We start from the raw sequence: 17,013 nt of genomic DNA, 5'->3' as shown, positions 1-17,013 counted from the left end.
GACCGCGGCCGAGCGCAGGTCCCCGGACTGACCAAGCCACTGTGAGGAGCACCAGTCTCACAGTTGCCTGACGCGCCCGGCGGAAGTGAATCGAACCACGCGCGTCAACACCATGTTGGACACTAGTTGTAAAAAGTCCTTTGTTATCGCCAATTAGAACCACGGCCTCCAGAACGACTGGATAAATATGCTCTTATGTGATTCATTTAGCCGTATTAACTGGACACCTAATATCCTTCATGGTTGTTACTGGACGAACGGACGCCAGAATGGTGAAGAATCTATCGAATCCGCGGACGAGAGTCGAACGCGGCCGAAAATACGCTATCTGACCAGATACGGGTCCGCTCCGGGCATGAAGCGGCCGAGGTCGGATTCGCGGCGGAAGTCGGTCGACTGAAGCTCCAGCAGGCCGGCGACGAGTTCGTCGTGGTCGCCGTCGTCCCACTCGGCGGGGTCCTTGATGGGCAACACGAGGAAGCCGCTCCCGCGGAGTTCCTCGCCGTGGAGTGCTTCCATGTCGATGTCCGTCTTCCAGCCCACCGACGTGTAGTTGTTCAGGACGTACTTCGTCGCCACCGCGCCGACCGGCAGGAGGACGTGGGCAGCGATGGCGCGGAGCTCCGCGTCGAAAAAGCGCTCCATGTCGGTGTAGTCGGCCGCCGACGGCGTGCCGTCCGGCACGCACATATGCAAATACGAGAAGAACGTGCTGTTCACGGTCGGTTCGTCGCCGGCCTCGCCCAGCAACTCGCCGTCTTCGAGCGCCGGGAACAGCTTCTCGCCTGCGCCCCCCGCGAAGGGGACGCCGGTCTCGATGCCCCCGTGGACGCCGGGGTGGTCGCCGATGACGTGGAAGTCGGCGTTGGCGTCGCCGTAGCCGGGGACGTACCGGTCACACGACGGTCGCATGTCGAACGGGTTTCTCGTGCGGTCGGTTACGTTTCTCACGGTACTCTCTGTGGGAGCGGTCGGTAAAGAAGACGTGGTTCGGCCCGATATCGTACACGAACGAGCGTGAGGAACGCATCGAGAGAAAACGCCGTCCGCGCTGTCGACCGTCGACCGACGGGCTCCGGCTCAGAGTTCGACGCCCGAGGGGATGAGGCTCTGGCTCCGCAGGAGCGTCCCGTCGCCGTCGTAGACGAGGAACGTCGATTTCTCGAAGGTCTCGAAGTGGTCCCCTTCGATGGCCACGTCGACGCGGTAGCGCCCCTCGTCGTCGCCCGCGGCGCGTCCGTACTCGCGGGCCGCCCGAATGAAGTCGAGCACGTCGTCGGCGCGGGCGTTGAGTTCGAGGACGTAGTCGCCGGTCAGTCGGTCCGTCACGCTCACGACGCCGCGGGCGTCGTCGGCGTCGACGGAGTCTTGCAGCCGAAAGGAGACGTCCAGTTCCTCCGCGGCGAGCACGTCGCCACTGGTCGAGAGGAACCGCGACCGAAGCTCCTCGGCCGGGCCGTAGAAATCGATAGATACCGTCGGTTGGCGGGGGTCGCCGTCGTCCTCGTACCAATCGACATCGCGGACATCCAGTTCGAAGTAGTCACGCCGCATTCCGTACCGTTGGTTGTACTGCGCCGCCTATTAACGTGACGCCGCCCGAAGCGTGGTTCCGGCGTCGAAACCGGCCGATTACGCCGGTTCGACGCGCGCTCGGCACAACGGTTATCGGCCGCCGCCGCGAGCGAACCGCATATGGAACCCGTCAATCTCGACGAGAGCTTCGCGTCGTTCGACGAGACGTGGGCCCCGCGAATCGCCGCGGAGCTGAACGACTACGCGGTGAAAGTCGCGAAACTCGACGGCGAGTTCGTCTGGCACGCCCACGACGACACCGACGAACTGTTTCTCGTCCGCGACGGACGGCTCCGAATCGAGTTCCGCGACCGCGACGACGCGGACCTCGGCCCGGGCGACCTCCTCGTGGTCCCCCGCGGCGTCGAACACCGCCCCGTGGCGCTCGAACCGACCGAAGCGCTGCTCGTCGAGCCGACCGAGACGCTCAACACCGGCGACGCCGACGAGAGCGACCTGACGCACGGCGACCCCGAACGGCTCTCCTGAGGGTCGACCGAGCGCGTCCTCTTCCGTCCTGCTGCCCCACTGGCGCGCCCCGGACTGTCGGTAGTTTTTACCTGTCAGACCGTGCGATTGTCCTATGGTCTGGGTCCGCTCCGAACACGGGGGTGCGCTGGCCGTCGTCTCGACGTGGCTCTGTGCGCTCCTCCCGTGGAACGTCACGTACACGCGGAACCTCTCGGGCGTGAGCCTGCTTTTCGTCCGGTTCCCCTTCGCGGAGGTGCAGTTCTCGTGGGGCCTGTCCAGCCGTGTCGCGATGAGAGGCCCGCTGTCCGCGCTCTCGCTCCAATCGGGGCAGACCGTCGCCGTCGCCTATCAGGCGTGGGTCGTCGGCGCGGCCGTCCTCGCGCTCGCGGTCCTGTTTTCGCTCGTGTACTACCTGCGCGACGAGCGGGTCGAAGCCGGCCCGGTCGACCCCGTTCGGGTGCTCGGCGGCCTCCTCGGCGTCGTCGGCGTCGTCCTCGCCGCTGCGACGTACCTCCTCGTGACGCGCGGGATTCCGGGGATTCCGCTCCCGCTCGGCGTCGTCATCTCGCTCGTCCTCGCCGGCGTCCTCCTGACCGTCGACCGGACCTGACGGCGAGTCGCGACCAGTCCTGCTCGTCGAATGATAGTCTCCCGCGCGGACCTTTTAAGTCTCGACCCACCATATCTCCGACCAACTGACCGGGTGACGATGGCACGAGATACGACGAGCGAGACGAGGGGAATGCGCGACCCGTCGGTGGAACGAGGGGTGTTGAGACTCCTCGCCAGCGGGGAGTTCGACGCCGCGGCCGCCGAAGCGGAGCGGCTCTTGCGCCGAACCGCCGAGATGCTTCGGGGGTCGGACCTCGACGTGCACCCGCTTTCGCCCGACGACACGCCGCTCGGAACTTACGAGGTCCCCGAGGGCCACGAGGAGGTCGAGCGCTACTGGGTGAACGCCCCCTTCGCCTACGTCGTCGTCACCTACGACACGGACGCGACCGCCCACCAGTACCACACCGTCGAACCCGACCTCGACGAGTTCGAGGCGTCGCTGCTCGAACGCGTCCGCACCGACATCCGCGACCCGCTTTTGTACCGCCGCGAGGCGGACCCCCGAACCGAGACGGCGCTGGTCGAGGAGCTTCAGTCGATTCTCGAACAGTACGGGCTGGAACTCGACATGAACACCTTCTACACGCTGTTGTACTACCTCCGGCGCGACTTCCACGGCTACGGCCCGCTGGACCCGCTGATGAAGGACCCCCACATCGAGGACATCTCGTGTGACGGCTACGACCTGCCGCTTTTCGTCTACCACGACGAGTACACCGACATCGCCACGAACGTCTCGTTCGCCGCCGAGGAACTCGACAACTTCGTCATCCGCCTCGCCCAGCGCTCCGGCCAGCACATCAGCGTCGGTGACCCCGTCCTCGGGACGACGCTCCCGAACGGCGCGCGCGCCGAGTTAGCCCTCGGGGAGGAGGTCACGCCGCGCGGGTCGGCGTTTACTATCCGCCTCTACGCCGAAGAGCCGTTCACCCCAATCGACCTCGTGCGCTACGGCACGTTCTCCATCGAGCAGATGGCCTACCTGTGGCTCTGTATCGAACACAACAAGAGCCTCATCTTCGCGGGCGGGACGGCCTCGGGGAAGACCACCTCGATGAACGCGGTGTCGATGTTCGTCCCGCCGCGGTCGAAGGTGCTGTCCATCGAGGACACCCGCGAACTCGCGCTCTACCACGACAACTGGCTGTCGTCTGTCACCCGCGAACGACTCCACGAGGGGACCGACATCTCGATGTACGACCTGCTTCGCTCGGCGCTCCGGCACCGCCCCGAGTACATCATCGTCGGCGAGGTTCGCGGCGACGAGGCCGTGACGCTGTTCCAGGCGATGAACACCGGCCACACGACGTTCTCGACGATGCACGCCGACAGCATCGAGACGGTCATCAACCGCCTCGAAAACGAGCCGATCAACGTCCCGCGCGCGATGGTGCAGTCGCTCGACCTGCTGTGCGTCCAGACGCTCACCCGTCACGGCGGCGAGCGCGTCCGCCGCTCGCAGACCATCGGTGAAATCGGCGACATCGACCAGCGGACCGGCGAACTCGACTACTCGTCGGCGTTCGCGTGGGAGCCCGAGACGGACACGTTCAGTCAAAACGACAGCTCGCTGCTCACCGAAATCCAGCGCGAAAACGGCTGGTCGCGGACCGAACTCCGGCGCGAACTCCGGCGGCGCGAGGGGTTCCTCCGATACCTCCTCGACAAGGGCGTCACCGACTACCGGCGCTTTACCGCGCTCATCAACGAGTACTACGCGGACTCGGAAGACGTGATGCGGCGCGTCGAGGCCGACGAGGACATCGTCGACGCCGGCTCGGAGGCCTGAGATGGTCGCACAGTACCTGTATCTGCTCCCGCTCGTGCTCGCCGTCCTCCTCGTCTTGCCCGTCGTCCTGTCGCCGGTGAGCCGCGCGGCCGACCTCCTCGTCTCGCGGGTCGCGCTCTCCGTCTTCGGCTTCTACGTCGCCAACGAGAACCCCCGGCGCAGGGAACAGCGAACGCAGTTGCGGGCGGCGCACGTGAGCGTCACCCACCGCGTGTACGCCTCGCGGACGCTCCTCATGGCGACCGTCTTCGGCGTCGCCGGGAGCGTCTTCGGCGTCTACCTCGCCGCCGTGACGCTCGACACCCTCGCCGTCCAATCCGAGACGATTCGGGAGGTCCTCCCCGGCGCGCTCGGCTTCCTCGGCGGCCTCACGAGCATTCAGGCGCTCCCGCTCCGCGACCTGTTTCTCGCACTGCTGCTTTCGAGCGCGACGCTCGGGACGCTCCTCGCGCTCGGCGTCTACTGGGGTCGGTGGTACGTCCTCACCGAGCGGGCGCGGACCCGCTCGTCGGAAATCGAGGCGACGCTCCCGCGGACGGTCGCGTTCGTCTTCGCGCTGTCGCGGTCGGGGATGCCGTTCCCACAGGTGTTGGAGACGCTGGCGCGAAACGAGGCCATCTACGGCGAGGCGGCGCGCGAGGTTTCCATCGTCGTCCGCGACATGGACGCCTTCGGCACCGACGTGCTCTCGTCGCTCCAGACGATGGCGACGCGGACGCCGAGTCCGAGCCTCGAAGAGTTCGCAGAGAACCTCGCCAGCGTCCTCGGGAGCGGTCGCAACCTCTCGTCGTTCCTCCAAGAGCAGTACGAGCGGTTTCAGGAGGAAGCCGAAGCCCAACAACAGCAGTACCTCGACTTGCTTTCGACGTTCGCGGAGGTGTACGTCACCGTCCTCGTCGCCGGCCCGCTGTTTTTCATCACCGTGCTCGTCGTCATCGGTCTCGTCCTCGCGGACACGCTGACGCTCATCCGCATCGTCGGCTACGTCGGCATCCCGCTGGCGAGCTTCGGCTTCGTCGTCTACATCGACAGTATCACCGAGTCGCTCCGGGGCGCGGCGGTTGCCGACGACGGCGCTGACACCGCGGCCGAGTCGGCCCGGCGCATCGACGCGACCGGTGGCGTCGGCTCGGCCCCCGCGACCGACGGCGGCGAGACCGACGCCCGAGGCGACCCGTGGCGCGCGAACCGCGAGCGGCTCGCCGCCTACGACCGGCTCCGCGCGCTCCGCAACTGGTTCGAGCGCCCGCTCGACACCCTCGGACGCAAGCCGCTCGTCGCGCTCGCGCTCACCGTCCCGCTGGGGCTCGTCTGGGTCGCGCTGCGGGCCACGATTCCCGCGGACCCCACGATACTCGGCGTCGCCGACGCGGTGGACGAACACGTCGTCGAGGCCGCAATCGGTTCGCTCGTCGTCGTCTCGGCGTTCCACGAGCTGCGAAAGCGCCGAATCCGCGCCATCGAGCGCAGTATGCCCGACTTCCTCGACCGCCTCGCGAGCGTCAACGAAGCCGGGCTGACGGTCGTCCAGAGCCTCCGCCGGGTGTCGGCGTCGGACCTCGGGCCGCTCGGCGACGAGGTCGAGCGCGCCGTCCGCGACATCGACTGGGGGGCCGACGCACAGACCGCGCTCCGGCGGATGGACCGCCGGACGGCCAGCCCGATGGTGTCGCGGTCGGTGACGCTCATCACCAACGCGATGAGCGCGAGCGGCGACCTCGCGCCCGTGCTCCGCATCGCGGCCAACGAGGCCCAAGACAGCCGCCGCCTCGCCCGCGAGCGGAACCAGGAGATGCTCACGTACCTCCTCGTCATCTACATCTCGTTTCTCGTCTTCCTCGGTATCATCGCCGCGCTGACGGTGTCGTTCATCCCGGCGGTCGAGCAGGCCAGCGCCGGAGGCGTCGGCTCCGGCGAAGTCGCCGGCGTCTCCTCGGGCGCGTTCTCCGGCCTGCGCGACGTGGACACCGAGTCGTACATGCTGTTGTTCTTCCACGTCACGGCCATTCAGGGGCTCTGCTCGGGGGTTATCGCCGGACAGCTCGGCGAGGGGCAAATTGCCGACGGCGTCAAACACGCCGCCATCCTGCTCGTCATCACCTACGTGACGTTCCTGTTCATCTGAGCGCGCGCGACTCATCAGGGGAACGACCCCCGACCGACGCCCGCGACCCGTGCGGTCTTTGTCCCGCCGCCCCGACCGACCGGCATGGACGGAGACGAACCCCGAGACGGGGTCCGCGAGACGTACGACCGCATCGCGTCGCACTTCGCGTCCACCCGCGAGTATCCGTGGCCCGAAGTCGAGTCGTTCGTCGCCGACGCGACCGAGTCGGGACCGGCCGCCCGCGCGCTCGACCTCGGCTGCGGTAACGGCCGGCACGTCGACCTCCTCTCCGAGCACGCCGACGAGGTCGTCGGCCTCGACGTGAGCCGCGGCCTGCTCGACGAGGCGGTCGCGCGGGCGGCCGAACGCGGCTTCGACGCCGGGCTCGTGCAGGGCGACGCCTCGCGGCTTCCCTTCACCGACGACGCCTTCGACCTCGCGGTGTACGTGGCGACGGTTCACCACCTCGCGCCGCGGGCGGCGCGCGTTGCCAGCCTGAACGAACTCGCGCGCGTGCTCGACGCCGACGGCCGCGCGGTCGTCAGCGCGTGGAGCACCGCCCACGACACGTTCGACCGCGAGGACGGCTTCGACACGACGGTCGACTGGACGCTCCCCGGCGGCGAAACGGTCCCCCGCTTTTACCACATCTACGCGCCCGACGAGTTCGACGACGACCTCGACGCGAGCGACCTCACGGTGGTCGAATCGACTGTCTCCAGCGGGAACTGCTACGCCGTCGTCGCCGGCTGCTGAGCGTTGGTCGGGACTGGGGCGTCACGGACGGAATCGTGTTGGTTGCTAACACGTTTCGGGTGGATGCCGGCCGCGCACAGGTGATGTGGGCTTAAGAGCGCCGCGACGAATTCCCGTGTATGACCGAGACCGACGAACCACGGGAGTACGAGGTTGTCGTCGTGGGCGGCGGCCCCGCGGGCCTCCAGACCGCGCTCTACACGACGCGACTGGGCCACGACACCGCGCTCGTGGACCGCGGCGGCGGCCGCGCGGCCATGATGCTCGACACGCACAACGTCATCGGCGTCACCGAGGACACCTCGGGCAACGAGTTCCTCGAAACCGCGCGCGGCCAGCTCGAAGACTACGGGACCGACATCCACCGCGACTTCGTGACCGACGCGGAGCGGTTGGACGACGGCCGGTTCCGCCTCGTCGGCAACGAGGGCGAGTTCGTCGCCGAGCGCGTCGTGCTCGGCGTCGGCTTCAACGACGAGCGCCCCGAGCCGCCGCTGCCCCGCACCGGCAAGGGTCTGCATTACTGCCTCCACTGCGACGCCTACATGTTCGTCGACGAGTCGGTGTACGTGATGGGTCACTCGGACTCGGCGGCCTACGTCGCCATGATAATGCTCAACTTCACCGACGAGGTGGACCTGCTGCTCCGCGGCGACGAGCCGACGTGGTCCGACGAGACGGACGAACTCGTCCGCGCGCACCCCGTCGACATCGTCGAGGAGGAGCTTTCGGGCATGACGAAGCGCGACGACGGCTGGCTGGAGAGCTTCGAGTTCGAAGACGGCACCGTCCGCGAGTACAAGGGTGGCTTCGCCATGTACGGCTCGAACTACAACACGACGCTGTTCGAGGCGCTCGACGTGGACCTCGACGACGACGGAACGGTCCCCGTGGACGACCACGGTCGGACCAGCGTCGACGGCGTGTTCGCGGTCGGTGACATCACCCCCGGCCACAACCAGATTCCGGTGGCGATGGGCAAGGGCGCGAAGGCAGGCATCGCCATCCACATGGAGCTCCGCGAGTTCCCCAAGAGCCTCGACGAGATTCGCGCCGAGGGCGCGGTGAGCGTCGACGACGTGCCCGGTATCTCGCCCGGCCTGCTCGACAAGGCCAAGCAGTTCAACGAGTCGCACGCGGACGATTGAGGCCGTAATTCAGCGAAATTCGGTGAAAACCGAAGTCTACGAACACCCTTCTAAAGTTCTCACGGCCAGTACGGTCTCCCACGATGAAACGTACTGGACTTGCGACTGTCCTGCTCGCGCTCATGGTCGTACTGGCCGGCTGTGCGGGCGGGGCCGGCACGGTGACCGAGACGCAGACCGACGGGACCGCCGACGCGACGACGACCGCGTCGTCAGACGGCGGCGACGCGGCCCGGACGGGAACCGTGAACTTCTACGTGAGCGACGAGCAGAACGCCATCGCGGACTTCGAACACCTCAACGTCACCATCGAGCGCGTGACGCTCGTCCGCGCGAGCGGTGACGCCGAATCGGAGACCGAAGCCGACACCGACGACGCGGAGGCCGACGATGAGACCGGGACCGAAACTGAATCCGAGGCCGACACCGCGAACGACACCGACGCTGAGGCGAACGCGAGCGTCGAGGTGGAAATCGAAGCTAACGCGACGGCGAACACGACGAACACGTCCGCCTCGACCAACGGGCCGGTCGACGCCGACGCCGACGCTGACGCCGACGCCGACGCCGATGCGGACATCGAATCCGCCGACGTAAACGACACCGACGCGGCCGAAGGCGAGTCGAGAGTCGCCTACGAGGTCGACAACGCGACCGTCGACCTGACGGAACTACAAGGCGAAAACGCGAGCCTCGTCGGCGAGTACGGCGTGCCCGAAGGGAACTACACGAAGGTCTTCGTGCACGTGAGCGAGGTGAACGGGACGCTGAAGACCGGCGAACGGGTCAACGTGAAGCTCCCCAGTAACAGGCTCCAGCTCGACACGGACTTCGAAGTCGGCAACGGCGAGTCCGTGGACTTCGTCTTCGACATCACGGCGTTCGAGGCGGGCAACAGCGGGAAGTACATCCCCAAGCCCGTCGTGAGCGAATCGGGGACGAACGTCCCGATTACGAGAGTCGGCGCGGAGGAGACGACCGACGCGGAAGCCGCGGCTGAGGCCGAGGCAGACGCGAACGCCGAGGTCGAAGCGGCCGAAAACGAGACCGACGACAACGGCGAGCGCGCCGAATCCGACGCCGAAGGCGACCTCTCCGTGAGCTTCGACGGGAACGTCTCCGCCGGCGAGAACGCGACGGTCGTCGTCACGCGGAACGGGACGCCCGTGGAGAACGCGACGGTGACGATAAACGGCGAGGCCGCCGGCACGACCGACGCCGACGGCGAGCTAGGTGTCGCCATCCCCGACGAGCGAGACGTGACGGTAGTCGCCGTGGACGGCGAGTCCGAGGCTGAGGCGGAGTTCGAGTTCGAAGTCGTCGGGAGCGCCCCCGACAACCCCGACGAGGGCGGCGAATCGACCACCCTCGCCGCCTGACCGAAAAGGTAACATCCTTATTGGGGCGTCGAGAATGAGGAAATAGATACCACACGCGGGCACCGGTGTCTTGGACGGGTGAAACGAGTCCAAGGCTCGGTGCACGAGTGAGGGACGATCGAGTGCACCGGTGTTGAGACGGACGGAGTCCGTCGATGCACGGTGCGAATAAAATGAGCACCGGTGGTCTAATGGTAAGACATTGGCCTTCCAAGCCAATTATCTGGGTTCGATTCCCAGCCGGTGCATCTTCTCCGAATCGCTGCTCGCCGCGGAGAGCACTCAGCGGCACTCACACCGTCGGAATCGGTGGCTATTCTTAACTATCATTCCGCCGACATTCGCGTGAGGTGTATTACAGATGAGTCTGCTCGACGGCCGCGTCGCGGTCGTCACCGGCGGTAGTTCGGGTATCGGACGGGGAATCGCGTTGGCCTACGCCGAGGCGGGCGCGGACGTGGTGGTCTGCGACATCCGCGAAGAGGCGAAAGAAGGCGGCGCGCCCACCCACGAACAAATCGAGTCGGACACCGACTCGTCGGCGACGTACGTCGAACTCGACGTGACCGACCCGGCCGCGTTCGAGGCGGCGATGGACGCCGCCGAGGCGTTCGGCGGCGGGGACGTGGTGGTGAACAACGCCGGTATCTGGCGGCCAGAGGAGTTCCTCGAAGTCACCGAAGCCGAGTTCCAACAGATGATGGACATCAACCTGAAAGGCGTGTATTTCGGGGCGCAGGCGGCCGCGAAACGGATGGTCGAATCCGGCGGCGGAAGCATCATCAACGTCTCCAGCGTCAACGGCATCTTCGGCAACGGCAACTACCCGTCGTACAGCGCGTCGAAGGGGGCCGTTCGGACGCTCTCGTACTCGCTCGCCCACGGTCTCGGCGGCGACGGCGTCCGGGTGAACGCGATTCACCCCGGCGCTATCAGGACGAAAATCGGCCCCGAGGGGGCCGAGGAGACGGGCGAGGAACAGACCGCACAGTTGACCGCCATGATTCCGCTCGGCCGGCAGGGCGAACCGGACGACGTGGCCGGCGTGGCGGTGTTCCTCGCCAGCGACCTCTCGAAGTACGTCACCGGCGAGTCCATCGTCGTCGACGGCGGCTGGACCAGTTGGCGGTGACTGCGGGAGCGACGCGGGGCCGGTTCGGTTGGCCGACGCGGTCGGCTCCGCCCGCCCGCGTCCTGTCGTGTGAACGCCCACGAGTGCCGAAACACGCGGACTACGGCGACTTCGAGACGCCGACACGGACCGTCTCTCTTATCTTCCCTCCGAACGTAACCGAACGTAATGCTGGATTCCATTCCGCTGTTCCCCGGACTGCCGGGCGGCCCAGAACTGCTCATCGTCCTGCTCATCGTCGTCCTCCTGTTCGGTGCGAACAAACTCCCCCAACTGGCCCGGTCGTCGGGGCAGGCGATGGGCGAGTTCCGTCGCGGCCGCGAGGAAATCGAAGAGGAACTGAAGAAGGGCGCGGAGGGGGGCGACGACGAAGGCGAGAACGGAGACGAGGCCGAGGCGGACGACGCCGACGCGACCGAGACGGAAGCCGAGAGTAGATAGTACGCGTCTCCCCCGGGGAACCGGACCCCTTGTGCGGTCTTTTACGGTCGCGAGTGTCTACTGTTTGCAGTCGCTCACGAGGTCGGTAACGACGCCAGACCGCGGCTTCGAGGGCCGACGGCGAGTCTACGACCGAGAGACCGGGCGGTCGGGGAGTAACTGCATGAGGTATGAATGGGTGGACAGCGAGGTTGCCCGGCGTTCCGACGTGGGGAATCCCGGTTGCCTCCTCCACCCCGCGATCCCTCGAGCGACGCACGTCCGATGGTCCGCTGCTCGCTTCCGCGCCTGGCGGGGTACCACCGATAAACCGCGCGAACCCTTCCCTGCGGAAGGGGTACGCGGAACCGCTGTCCCCGAAGGACGAGGTTTCTACGTTGGCTTCCGGGGCCCGCGCCGGTCTGACCGGACGCGCCCGTGTTCGGTCCCCGCTAAAGACCTATTTCGCGGGTGAAGAGCAGGGCCTAACTGCCCGACCTAGTCCACTCCCTTATTATCCACCGACTGTTAAGGGCCTTTCGACTCGGGTGCGGGAAAATCGGGGGACACCGTCGGGGTGGTTCGACGCGTCGGCTCCGCGAGTCGCCGGTTCCGGTCGGTCGCTCCCGGCTCACAACACGCCGCGGGCGTACCACGCGCCGCCGACGAACGTGACGAACGCGGCGGCCACGACGGACCAGCGGTGGTAGGTGAGCCACGAGTACTGCTGGTCGAAGCTGAACAGGAGCGTCTGGTCGATGGAAAACGACCACAGCGCGGCGATGCCGAGCATCGAAAGCGAGAGGACGAAGGCGAGGCCGGCGGCCGTCGCCGGGTCGGTCCGCTCCTGTCTGCCCGAGAGGAAGACGACGGTTTCGAGGAGCGCGAGCATTCCGACGAACGAGATGCCGACCGGGCCCGCGGCGTAGTAGGCGGCCACCTGTCCGTCCCCGCCCTCGACGGTGACGGCGGGAATCGCGACGGCGATTGCGAGGAGCAGCGCGCCGACGATTCCGACGGTCGGCGCGAGGCGTTCGGCGTCCATGGCCGGTCGTTCGGGCGACCGACTGATAAACGGTTTGAGACGTGCCGGCGAGGGATTACCCGGTTTTAAATCGCGCTGCGACGACGTGCGCGTATGGACCGCGTAGCGATTATCGGTGCATCGATGACCCAGTTCGGGCAGCGAGACGCGTGGATTCGCGAACTGCTCGCGGAGGCGGGACAGGCCGCGCTCGCGGACGCCGACGTCTCGCCCGACGAAATCGAGCACCTCTACGTCTCGAACATGGCGAGCGGCGAGTTCGAGGGCCAGACGGGCGTCCCGAACGCCCTCGCCCACGACCTCGCGGCGATGCCCGCCTACACCGCCCGAATCGACCAGACCTCCTCGTCCGGCGGGGCGGGCGTCTACGCCGCGTGGCAGTCTGTCGCCTCCGGCGCGTCCGACATGACGATGCTCGTCGGCGGCGAGAAGATGACCCACCGCTCGACCGCCGAATCGACGGACGTCATCGCCTCGCTGACGCACCCGGTGGAGTACAAACACGGCGTCACGCTCCCCTCCTTCGCGGGGCTGACCGCCCGGCTCTACCTCGACACCTACGACGCCCCGCGGGAGTCCCTCGGGAAGGTCGCCGTCAAGAACCACAAAAACGGCGTCGACAACCCCCACGCCCAGTTCCGCAAGGAAGTCGACCTCGACACCGTCCTCGACTCGCCGGTCGTCGCCGATCCGCTTCGCCTCTACGACTTCTGTCCCATCACCGACGGCTCGGCGGCGCTCGTCTTCTGCCCCGAGTCGGTCGCCCGCGAGTACACCGACGATTACGCCGTCATCTCCGGCATCGGCGGCGCGACGGACACCCACGTCGTCCACGAGCGCGCCGACCCGACCACGATGGGCGGCGTCGTCAACTCCTCGGAAATCGCCTACGAGATGGCCGACCTCGAACCCGACGACATCGAGGTGGCGGAGCTCCACGATATGTTCACCATCCTCGAATTCCTCCAGTCGGAGGACCTCGGCTTCTTCGAGAAGGGCGAGGGCTGGAAGGCCGTCGAGGAGGGCGTCACCGACCGCGACGGCGACCTCCCAATCAACACGTCCGGCGGCCTGAAGTCGAAGGGTCACCCCCTCGGCGCTTCGGGCGTCGCGCAGGTGTACGAGATTTACAAACAGCTCAGCGGTGACGCAGGCGAGCGGCAGGTCGACGCCGACGTGGGCCTCGCGTGCAACGTCGGTGGCTTCGGCAACTGCGTGACCACGACCATCATGGAGTCCCGATAATGTCCGACGACGAACCCGCGATGGAGGCGTACCGCTACCCCGACGGGAGCATCACCTACCCCGGCCACCCGGTCGGTCCGGGCGGCGAGGAGCCGGTCGGCACGGTCGACCTCAGCGACTACACGGCGACGGTGCTGACGTGGACGAACTCGACGGCGACGCCGCCGGGCGTCCGCCAGCCCAACACGCTCGCCATCGTCGAGTTCGACGTGGACGGCGAGCCCGTCCGCGCCATCGGACAGGTCACCGGCGAGGACGACGTCGACATCGGCGACGAGGTCCGCCCGGTCTACTGCGAGGAACTCCGCGAACCCGGCGCGGGCATCCGCGAGCCCGCGAGTCAGGAGTGGGACGGCTACCGCTTCGAGCCGGTCTGAGCGGGCGCGTCGAGAGTCTTTTTTTCTCGCGTCTGGGCCGCTGGCGCATGGAGTCGCCGCTCAGCGGTCGCTCGGCTCGTCGCCCGCGCCGGCGTCGGTTCCGTCGTCCCCGTCGTCGCCGTTCACTTCGCGCTTAATCGACTCCAGTTCGGCGTCGACATCGACAGTCGGCTCGTCGCTCCCGCTCCCGTCGTCGCCGCCGTCCGGGCCGGCTTCCTCGGTCACGTCGATGCGGACCGGCCCGGTCCCGACCGGCTCGGCGTCGCGTGAGGCTCGGGTCCCGTCACCGGAGGGCCGGGCGTCGTCGCGCCGTTGCCACTCGGATTCGAACGTGCGTTCGTCCTCGCGCCAGCGACGCTCGCGGGCGGTTCGCTCGCGTTCGGCCTCGCTGAGTCGCGCGTCGAGTTCGTCGGCCAGCGAGCGGGCGCGGTCCATCACGTCGCGCGCCTCGGGGTTCGAGGGCAGGTCGGCCTCCGAGAGCGCGTTTCTGAGTTCATCGAGGGCCCGGTCGACGCCGGAGACGGCGCTCTTCGGGACGTTTCGCATCCGTGCCTCCGTCTCGGTTCGGGCGTCGTCCATCGCGCGGCCGGGGTCGGAAAGCCGCATGAGGCGGCGGAGCAGTTCGAGGGAGGCGATGGTCGCTTCGAGGACGGCGATGACTGTCGGGATGGTGTACGACTCGGTGAACCGCAGTACCTCACCGAACGTCGGCGGGCGCGGGGGGCGAAATCGGTCGTCGCCGGTGACGCGTCGGTCGCGGGCACGGCCGCGGTTGCGGTCGCGCTCCTCGCGGAGTTCCGCGCCGAGTTCGTCGAGCGTGTCCCCGAGTTCGTCGAGTACGTCGAGGATGTCGTCGTCGCGTCGTCGGTCGCTCATGGCCCACGGTTGGGTCGCCGCGGGGATAAGCGTTCGAGGGGCGAACGCGGGGTGCGTTTCGAGGGGCGAACGCGGGGTGCGTTTCGAGGGTACCGCCGTCGCTACCGCCGCGGGACGGCGCGCTGGTACTGCGGCGGCCACTCCGCGTCGGCGTCGAGGTCGTCCGCGGCGTGGAGCGCGAAGTACGGGTCGTAGAGATGCTCGCGGCCGACGATGGCGAGGTCGGCCCGCCCGTTTCTGACGACCTCGTCGGCGTGGCGCGCGGTTCGGATGCCGCCGACCGCGCCGACCATCGCGTCGGTCTCCTCGCGAATGACCTCCGCGAAGGGAATCTGATAGCCGGGGCCGGTGTTCGGAATCCGCTGGTCGGGGTGGATGCCGCCGGCGCTCACGTCGACGAGGTCGACGCCGAGGTCGTCGAGGTCGGCCGCGAGGCGAATCGACTGCTCGATGTCCCACGACTCGCGGTCGTCCAGCCAGTCGGTCGCGGAGATGCGGACGAACACGGGCTTGTCGTCGGGCCAGACCCCGCGGACCGCGTCCGTGACCTCGCGGAGGAGTCGCGTCCGGTTTTCGAACGAGCCGCCGTACTCGTCGTCGCGGTGGTTCGTCACCGGCGAGAGGAACTCGTGGAGGAGGTAGCCGTGGGCCGCGTGGACCTCGGCGATTTCGAAGCCCGCGTCGAGCGCGCGCTCGGCCGCCGCGCGGAAGTCGTCGACGACGCCTTCGATACCGTCGGCCGAGAGCTTTCGGGTCGGCGGAGCCTCGCCCTCGTAGGGCCACGGCGCGTCGCTCGGGGCGACGGTCGTCCATCCGCCGTCGTCGGGCGCGACCGGCTCGCTCCCCTCCCACGGACGGGTCTTGCTCGCCTTCCGGCCCGCGTGGGCGAGTTGGATGGCCGGCGTGCTCCCCATCGACGAGACGAACGAGGTTATCTGGCTGAGCTTCTCGACGTGGTCGTCCGACCAGATGCCGAGGTCGTTCGGCGTGATGCGCCCCTCGGGGGAGACGGCCGTCGCCTCGGACATCACGATGCCCGCGCCGCCGACGGCGCGGCTGCCGAGGTGGACGAGATGCCAGTCGTCGGCGAACCCGTCGGTCGAGGAGTACTGACACATCGGCGAGACCATGATTCGGTTTCGAACCTCCGTCTCGCGGAGCGAAAGCGGCGTAAAGAGCGAGTCCGTCATCGCCCCCGATTGGGCGCGGTCGGAAAAACCCCCCTCGATTCCGGTGATGCAGTCCGGTTTCGGCTACTCGACCGAGCCGACGAACGCGCGCTGTTCGGCCAAGAGGTCGCGGTCGAGCGTCCACACGAGGTCGCGCTCGCCGCGGTTCAGCGCGGCTGCGACCACGCCGTCGGGCCTGACGACGAGCGAGCGACCCGCGTACTCCGAACCCGCGGTTCCCGAAATCGACCCGCTCCCCGTCCGGTTCGCGCCGACGAGCCAGCGAACCCCGTCGAGGGCGCGGGCGCGACAGAGCAGTCGCCAGTTCGCCGAGTGGGCGTCGGGCCACGCGCCGACGACGAACAGGGCGTCGACTCGCTCGTCGGTCAGCGCAGCGCTGTCGCGGACGAAGTTCAGGTCGTAACAGGTGAGGATTCCCGTCCGGCCGGCGGGCGTGTCCGCGACGACGAGTTCGTCGCCCGGAGTGACGATGTCGGCCTCGTCGCCCCAGAGGTGTCGCTTGCGGTAGACGGTCGCCGAACCGTCGGACCGGACGTAGGCGGCCGCGTTGTGGAGCGTCTCGCCGTCGCGTTCGAGGTAGCCCGCCAGTACGTCGAAGCCGTTTTCCGCGGCGACGGAGGCGAGGAAGTCGGTCGCGCGCTCCCGAGGTATCGCGCCGCTGAAGGCGCGGCTGTCCGCGACGAAGCCCGTGAGCGCGTACTCGGAGAACAGCGCGATATCGATCGACTCGGGGAGGTCGGCGGCGCGGGCGCGCACGTCCGCCTCGTTTCGCGCCGGGTCGAGGTCGAACGCGGCGCGCTGCGGGACGGCGATAGTGGGACCGGTCACGCTCGGAGGAACGGACGGGTCGCGAAAAAGTGACCCGAATGGAATCGGCGGTCGGTCCCG

Annotated in this window: 17 protein-coding genes, 1 tRNA gene and 1 other RNA gene; 12 read left to right on the top strand and 7 right to left on the bottom strand. The window is 67.7% G+C overall.

The features are described from left to right. Nucleotides 1-324 precede the first annotated feature (324 nt). Both HVO_RS09685 and HVO_RS09680 read right to left on the bottom strand, forming a co-directional pair. The gene (locus HVO_RS09685) at nt 325-951 is read right to left on the bottom strand and encodes a uracil-DNA glycosylase family protein (RefSeq protein ID WP_004043905.1); all 627 of its coding nucleotides are present in this window, start codon (nt 949-951) and stop codon (nt 325-327) included. 129 nt (nt 952-1,080) lie between these two features. After that, nucleotides 1,081-1,554: a DUF5793 family protein gene (locus tag HVO_RS09680; RefSeq protein WP_004043906.1), complete on the bottom strand. Its 474-nt coding sequence runs from the start codon at nt 1,552-1,554 to the stop codon at nt 1,081-1,083. Between the two features lie 141 nt (nt 1,555-1,695). Here HVO_RS09680 and HVO_RS09675 point away from each other — a divergent pair, with 141 nt between their 5' ends. The 10 genes from HVO_RS09675 to tatAo all read left to right on the top strand — a co-directional run bounded on the left by HVO_RS09675 (nt 1,696) and on the right by tatAo (nt 11,413). Then, a complete protein-coding gene (locus HVO_RS09675) occupies nt 1,696-2,064 on the top strand; it encodes a cupin domain-containing protein (protein ID WP_004043907.1) in 369 nt (122 codons plus the stop codon). Nucleotides 2,065-2,158: 94 nt separating this feature from the next. Further along, the gene (locus tag HVO_RS09670; protein ID WP_004043908.1) at nt 2,159-2,656 is read left to right on the top strand and encodes a DUF7549 family protein; all 498 of its coding nucleotides are present in this window, start codon (nt 2,159-2,161) and stop codon (nt 2,654-2,656) included. A gap of 132 nt (nt 2,657-2,788) precedes the next feature. Then, on the top strand, nt 2,789-4,450 hold the full coding sequence (locus tag HVO_RS09665; RefSeq protein ID WP_004043909.1) for a type II/IV secretion system ATPase subunit: 1,662 nt from the start codon (nt 2,789-2,791) through the stop codon (nt 4,448-4,450). A gap of 1 nt (nt 4,451) precedes the next feature. After that, nucleotides 4,452-6,575: a type II secretion system F family protein gene (locus HVO_RS09660; RefSeq protein WP_004043910.1), complete on the top strand. Its 2,124-nt coding sequence runs from the start codon at nt 4,452-4,454 to the stop codon at nt 6,573-6,575. 84 nt (nt 6,576-6,659) lie between these two features. Continuing rightward, nucleotides 6,660-7,313, top strand: a complete 654-nt coding sequence (locus HVO_RS09655) for a class I SAM-dependent methyltransferase (RefSeq protein ID WP_004043911.1) — start codon at nt 6,660-6,662, stop codon at nt 7,311-7,313. Between the two features lie 119 nt (nt 7,314-7,432). Then, nucleotides 7,433-8,461 (top strand): NAD(P)/FAD-dependent oxidoreductase, encoded by a 1,029-nt coding sequence (locus HVO_RS09650; RefSeq protein ID WP_004043912.1) that lies wholly within the window; start codon nt 7,433-7,435, stop codon nt 8,459-8,461. A 122-nt stretch (nt 8,462-8,583) separates the two neighbouring features. Continuing rightward, nucleotides 8,584-9,840, top strand: a complete 1,257-nt coding sequence (locus HVO_RS09645) for a DUF4382 domain-containing protein (protein WP_004043913.1) — start codon at nt 8,584-8,586, stop codon at nt 9,838-9,840. A 177-nt stretch (nt 9,841-10,017) separates the two neighbouring features. Next, nucleotides 10,018-10,088: transfer RNA gene (locus HVO_RS09640), tRNA-Gly, on the top strand. A 113-nt stretch (nt 10,089-10,201) separates the two neighbouring features. Then, a complete protein-coding gene (locus tag HVO_RS09635) occupies nt 10,202-10,972 on the top strand; it encodes an SDR family oxidoreductase (protein ID WP_004043914.1) in 771 nt (256 codons plus the stop codon). A 168-nt stretch (nt 10,973-11,140) separates the two neighbouring features. After that, entirely contained in the window at nt 11,141-11,413 is a 273-nt protein-coding gene (gene tatAo, locus HVO_RS09630) for a Sec-independent protein translocase protein TatAo (RefSeq protein ID WP_004043915.1), read from the top strand. 176 nt (nt 11,414-11,589) lie between these two features. On the opposite strand, the gene ffs is transcribed toward tatAo, so the two are convergent. Both ffs and HVO_RS09625 read right to left on the bottom strand, forming a co-directional pair. Then, nucleotides 11,590-11,901, bottom strand: an RNA gene (gene ffs, locus HVO_RS19635) — signal recognition particle sRNA. A gap of 122 nt (nt 11,902-12,023) precedes the next feature. After that, complete coding sequence (locus HVO_RS09625; RefSeq protein ID WP_004043916.1) at nt 12,024-12,437, bottom strand: DUF7548 family protein; 414 nt, start codon at nt 12,435-12,437, stop codon at nt 12,024-12,026. 93 nt (nt 12,438-12,530) lie between these two features. On the opposite strand from HVO_RS09625, the gene HVO_RS09620 reads away from it, so the two are divergent. Next, nucleotides 12,531-13,682, top strand: a complete 1,152-nt coding sequence (locus HVO_RS09620; protein ID WP_004043917.1) for a thiolase family protein — start codon at nt 12,531-12,533, stop codon at nt 13,680-13,682. Further along, a complete protein-coding gene (locus tag HVO_RS09615; RefSeq protein ID WP_004043918.1) occupies nt 13,682-14,059 on the top strand; it encodes an OB-fold domain-containing protein in 378 nt (125 codons plus the stop codon). Before HVO_RS09620 ends, HVO_RS09615 begins: the two co-directional genes overlap by 1 nt. 60 nt (nt 14,060-14,119) lie before the next feature. Here HVO_RS09615 and HVO_RS09610 read toward each other — a convergent pair whose 3' ends face one another. The 3 genes from HVO_RS09610 to HVO_RS09600 form a co-directional block, all read right to left on the bottom strand. After that, nucleotides 14,120-14,935 carry a DUF7547 family protein gene (locus HVO_RS09610; RefSeq protein WP_004043919.1) on the bottom strand — a complete coding sequence of 272 codons (816 nt, stop codon included), beginning with the start codon at nt 14,933-14,935 and terminating at the stop codon, nt 14,120-14,122. Between the two features lie 101 nt (nt 14,936-15,036). Next, on the bottom strand, nt 15,037-16,125 hold the full coding sequence (locus tag HVO_RS09605; protein ID WP_004043920.1) for an NADH:flavin oxidoreductase/NADH oxidase: 1,089 nt from the start codon (nt 16,123-16,125) through the stop codon (nt 15,037-15,039). 63 nt (nt 16,126-16,188) lie between these two features. Next, nucleotides 16,189-16,953 carry a carbon-nitrogen hydrolase family protein gene (locus HVO_RS09600; RefSeq protein WP_004043921.1) on the bottom strand — a complete coding sequence of 255 codons (765 nt, stop codon included), beginning with the start codon at nt 16,951-16,953 and terminating at the stop codon, nt 16,189-16,191. Nucleotides 16,954-17,013 lie beyond the last annotated feature (60 nt).

The organism is Haloferax volcanii DS2, from assembly GCF_000025685.1.
In the GTDB taxonomy this organism is placed as follows: domain Archaea; phylum Halobacteriota; class Halobacteria; order Halobacteriales; family Haloferacaceae; genus Haloferax; species Haloferax volcanii.
Note: the sequence above shows the minus strand (reverse complement) of the source record. Positions and strands in the feature narration are given on the sequence as shown.

Excerpts from the sequence above, each read along its gene's own strand:
- HVO_RS09680 (WP_004043906.1), bottom strand. The coding sequence starts at position 1,554 with ATGCGGCGTGACTACTTCGAACTGGATGTCCGCGATGTCGATTGGTAC.
- HVO_RS09675 (WP_004043907.1), top strand. The coding sequence starts at position 1,696 with ATGGAACCCGTCAATCTCGACGAGAGCTTCGCGTCGTTCGACGAGACG.
- HVO_RS09670 (WP_004043908.1), top strand. The coding sequence starts at position 2,159 with ATGGTCTGGGTCCGCTCCGAACACGGGGGTGCGCTGGCCGTCGTCTCG.
- HVO_RS09665 (WP_004043909.1), top strand. The coding sequence starts at position 2,789 with ATGCGCGACCCGTCGGTGGAACGAGGGGTGTTGAGACTCCTCGCCAGC.
- HVO_RS09660 (WP_004043910.1), top strand. The coding sequence starts at position 4,452 with ATGGTCGCACAGTACCTGTATCTGCTCCCGCTCGTGCTCGCCGTCCTC.
- HVO_RS09655 (WP_004043911.1), top strand. The coding sequence starts at position 6,660 with ATGGACGGAGACGAACCCCGAGACGGGGTCCGCGAGACGTACGACCGC.
- HVO_RS09650 (WP_004043912.1), top strand. The coding sequence starts at position 7,433 with ATGACCGAGACCGACGAACCACGGGAGTACGAGGTTGTCGTCGTGGGC.
- HVO_RS09645 (WP_004043913.1), top strand. The coding sequence starts at position 8,584 with ATGGTCGTACTGGCCGGCTGTGCGGGCGGGGCCGGCACGGTGACCGAG.
- HVO_RS09635 (WP_004043914.1), top strand. The coding sequence starts at position 10,202 with ATGAGTCTGCTCGACGGCCGCGTCGCGGTCGTCACCGGCGGTAGTTCG.
- tatAo (WP_004043915.1), top strand. The coding sequence starts at position 11,141 with ATGCTGGATTCCATTCCGCTGTTCCCCGGACTGCCGGGCGGCCCAGAA.
- HVO_RS09625 (WP_004043916.1), bottom strand. The coding sequence starts at position 12,437 with ATGGACGCCGAACGCCTCGCGCCGACCGTCGGAATCGTCGGCGCGCTG.
- HVO_RS09620 (WP_004043917.1), top strand. The coding sequence starts at position 12,531 with ATGGACCGCGTAGCGATTATCGGTGCATCGATGACCCAGTTCGGGCAG.
- HVO_RS09615 (WP_004043918.1), top strand. The coding sequence starts at position 13,682 with ATGTCCGACGACGAACCCGCGATGGAGGCGTACCGCTACCCCGACGGG.
- HVO_RS09610 (WP_004043919.1), bottom strand. The coding sequence starts at position 14,935 with ATGAGCGACCGACGACGCGACGACGACATCCTCGACGTACTCGACGAA.
- HVO_RS09605 (WP_004043920.1), bottom strand. The coding sequence starts at position 16,125 with ATGACGGACTCGCTCTTTACGCCGCTTTCGCTCCGCGAGACGGAGGTT.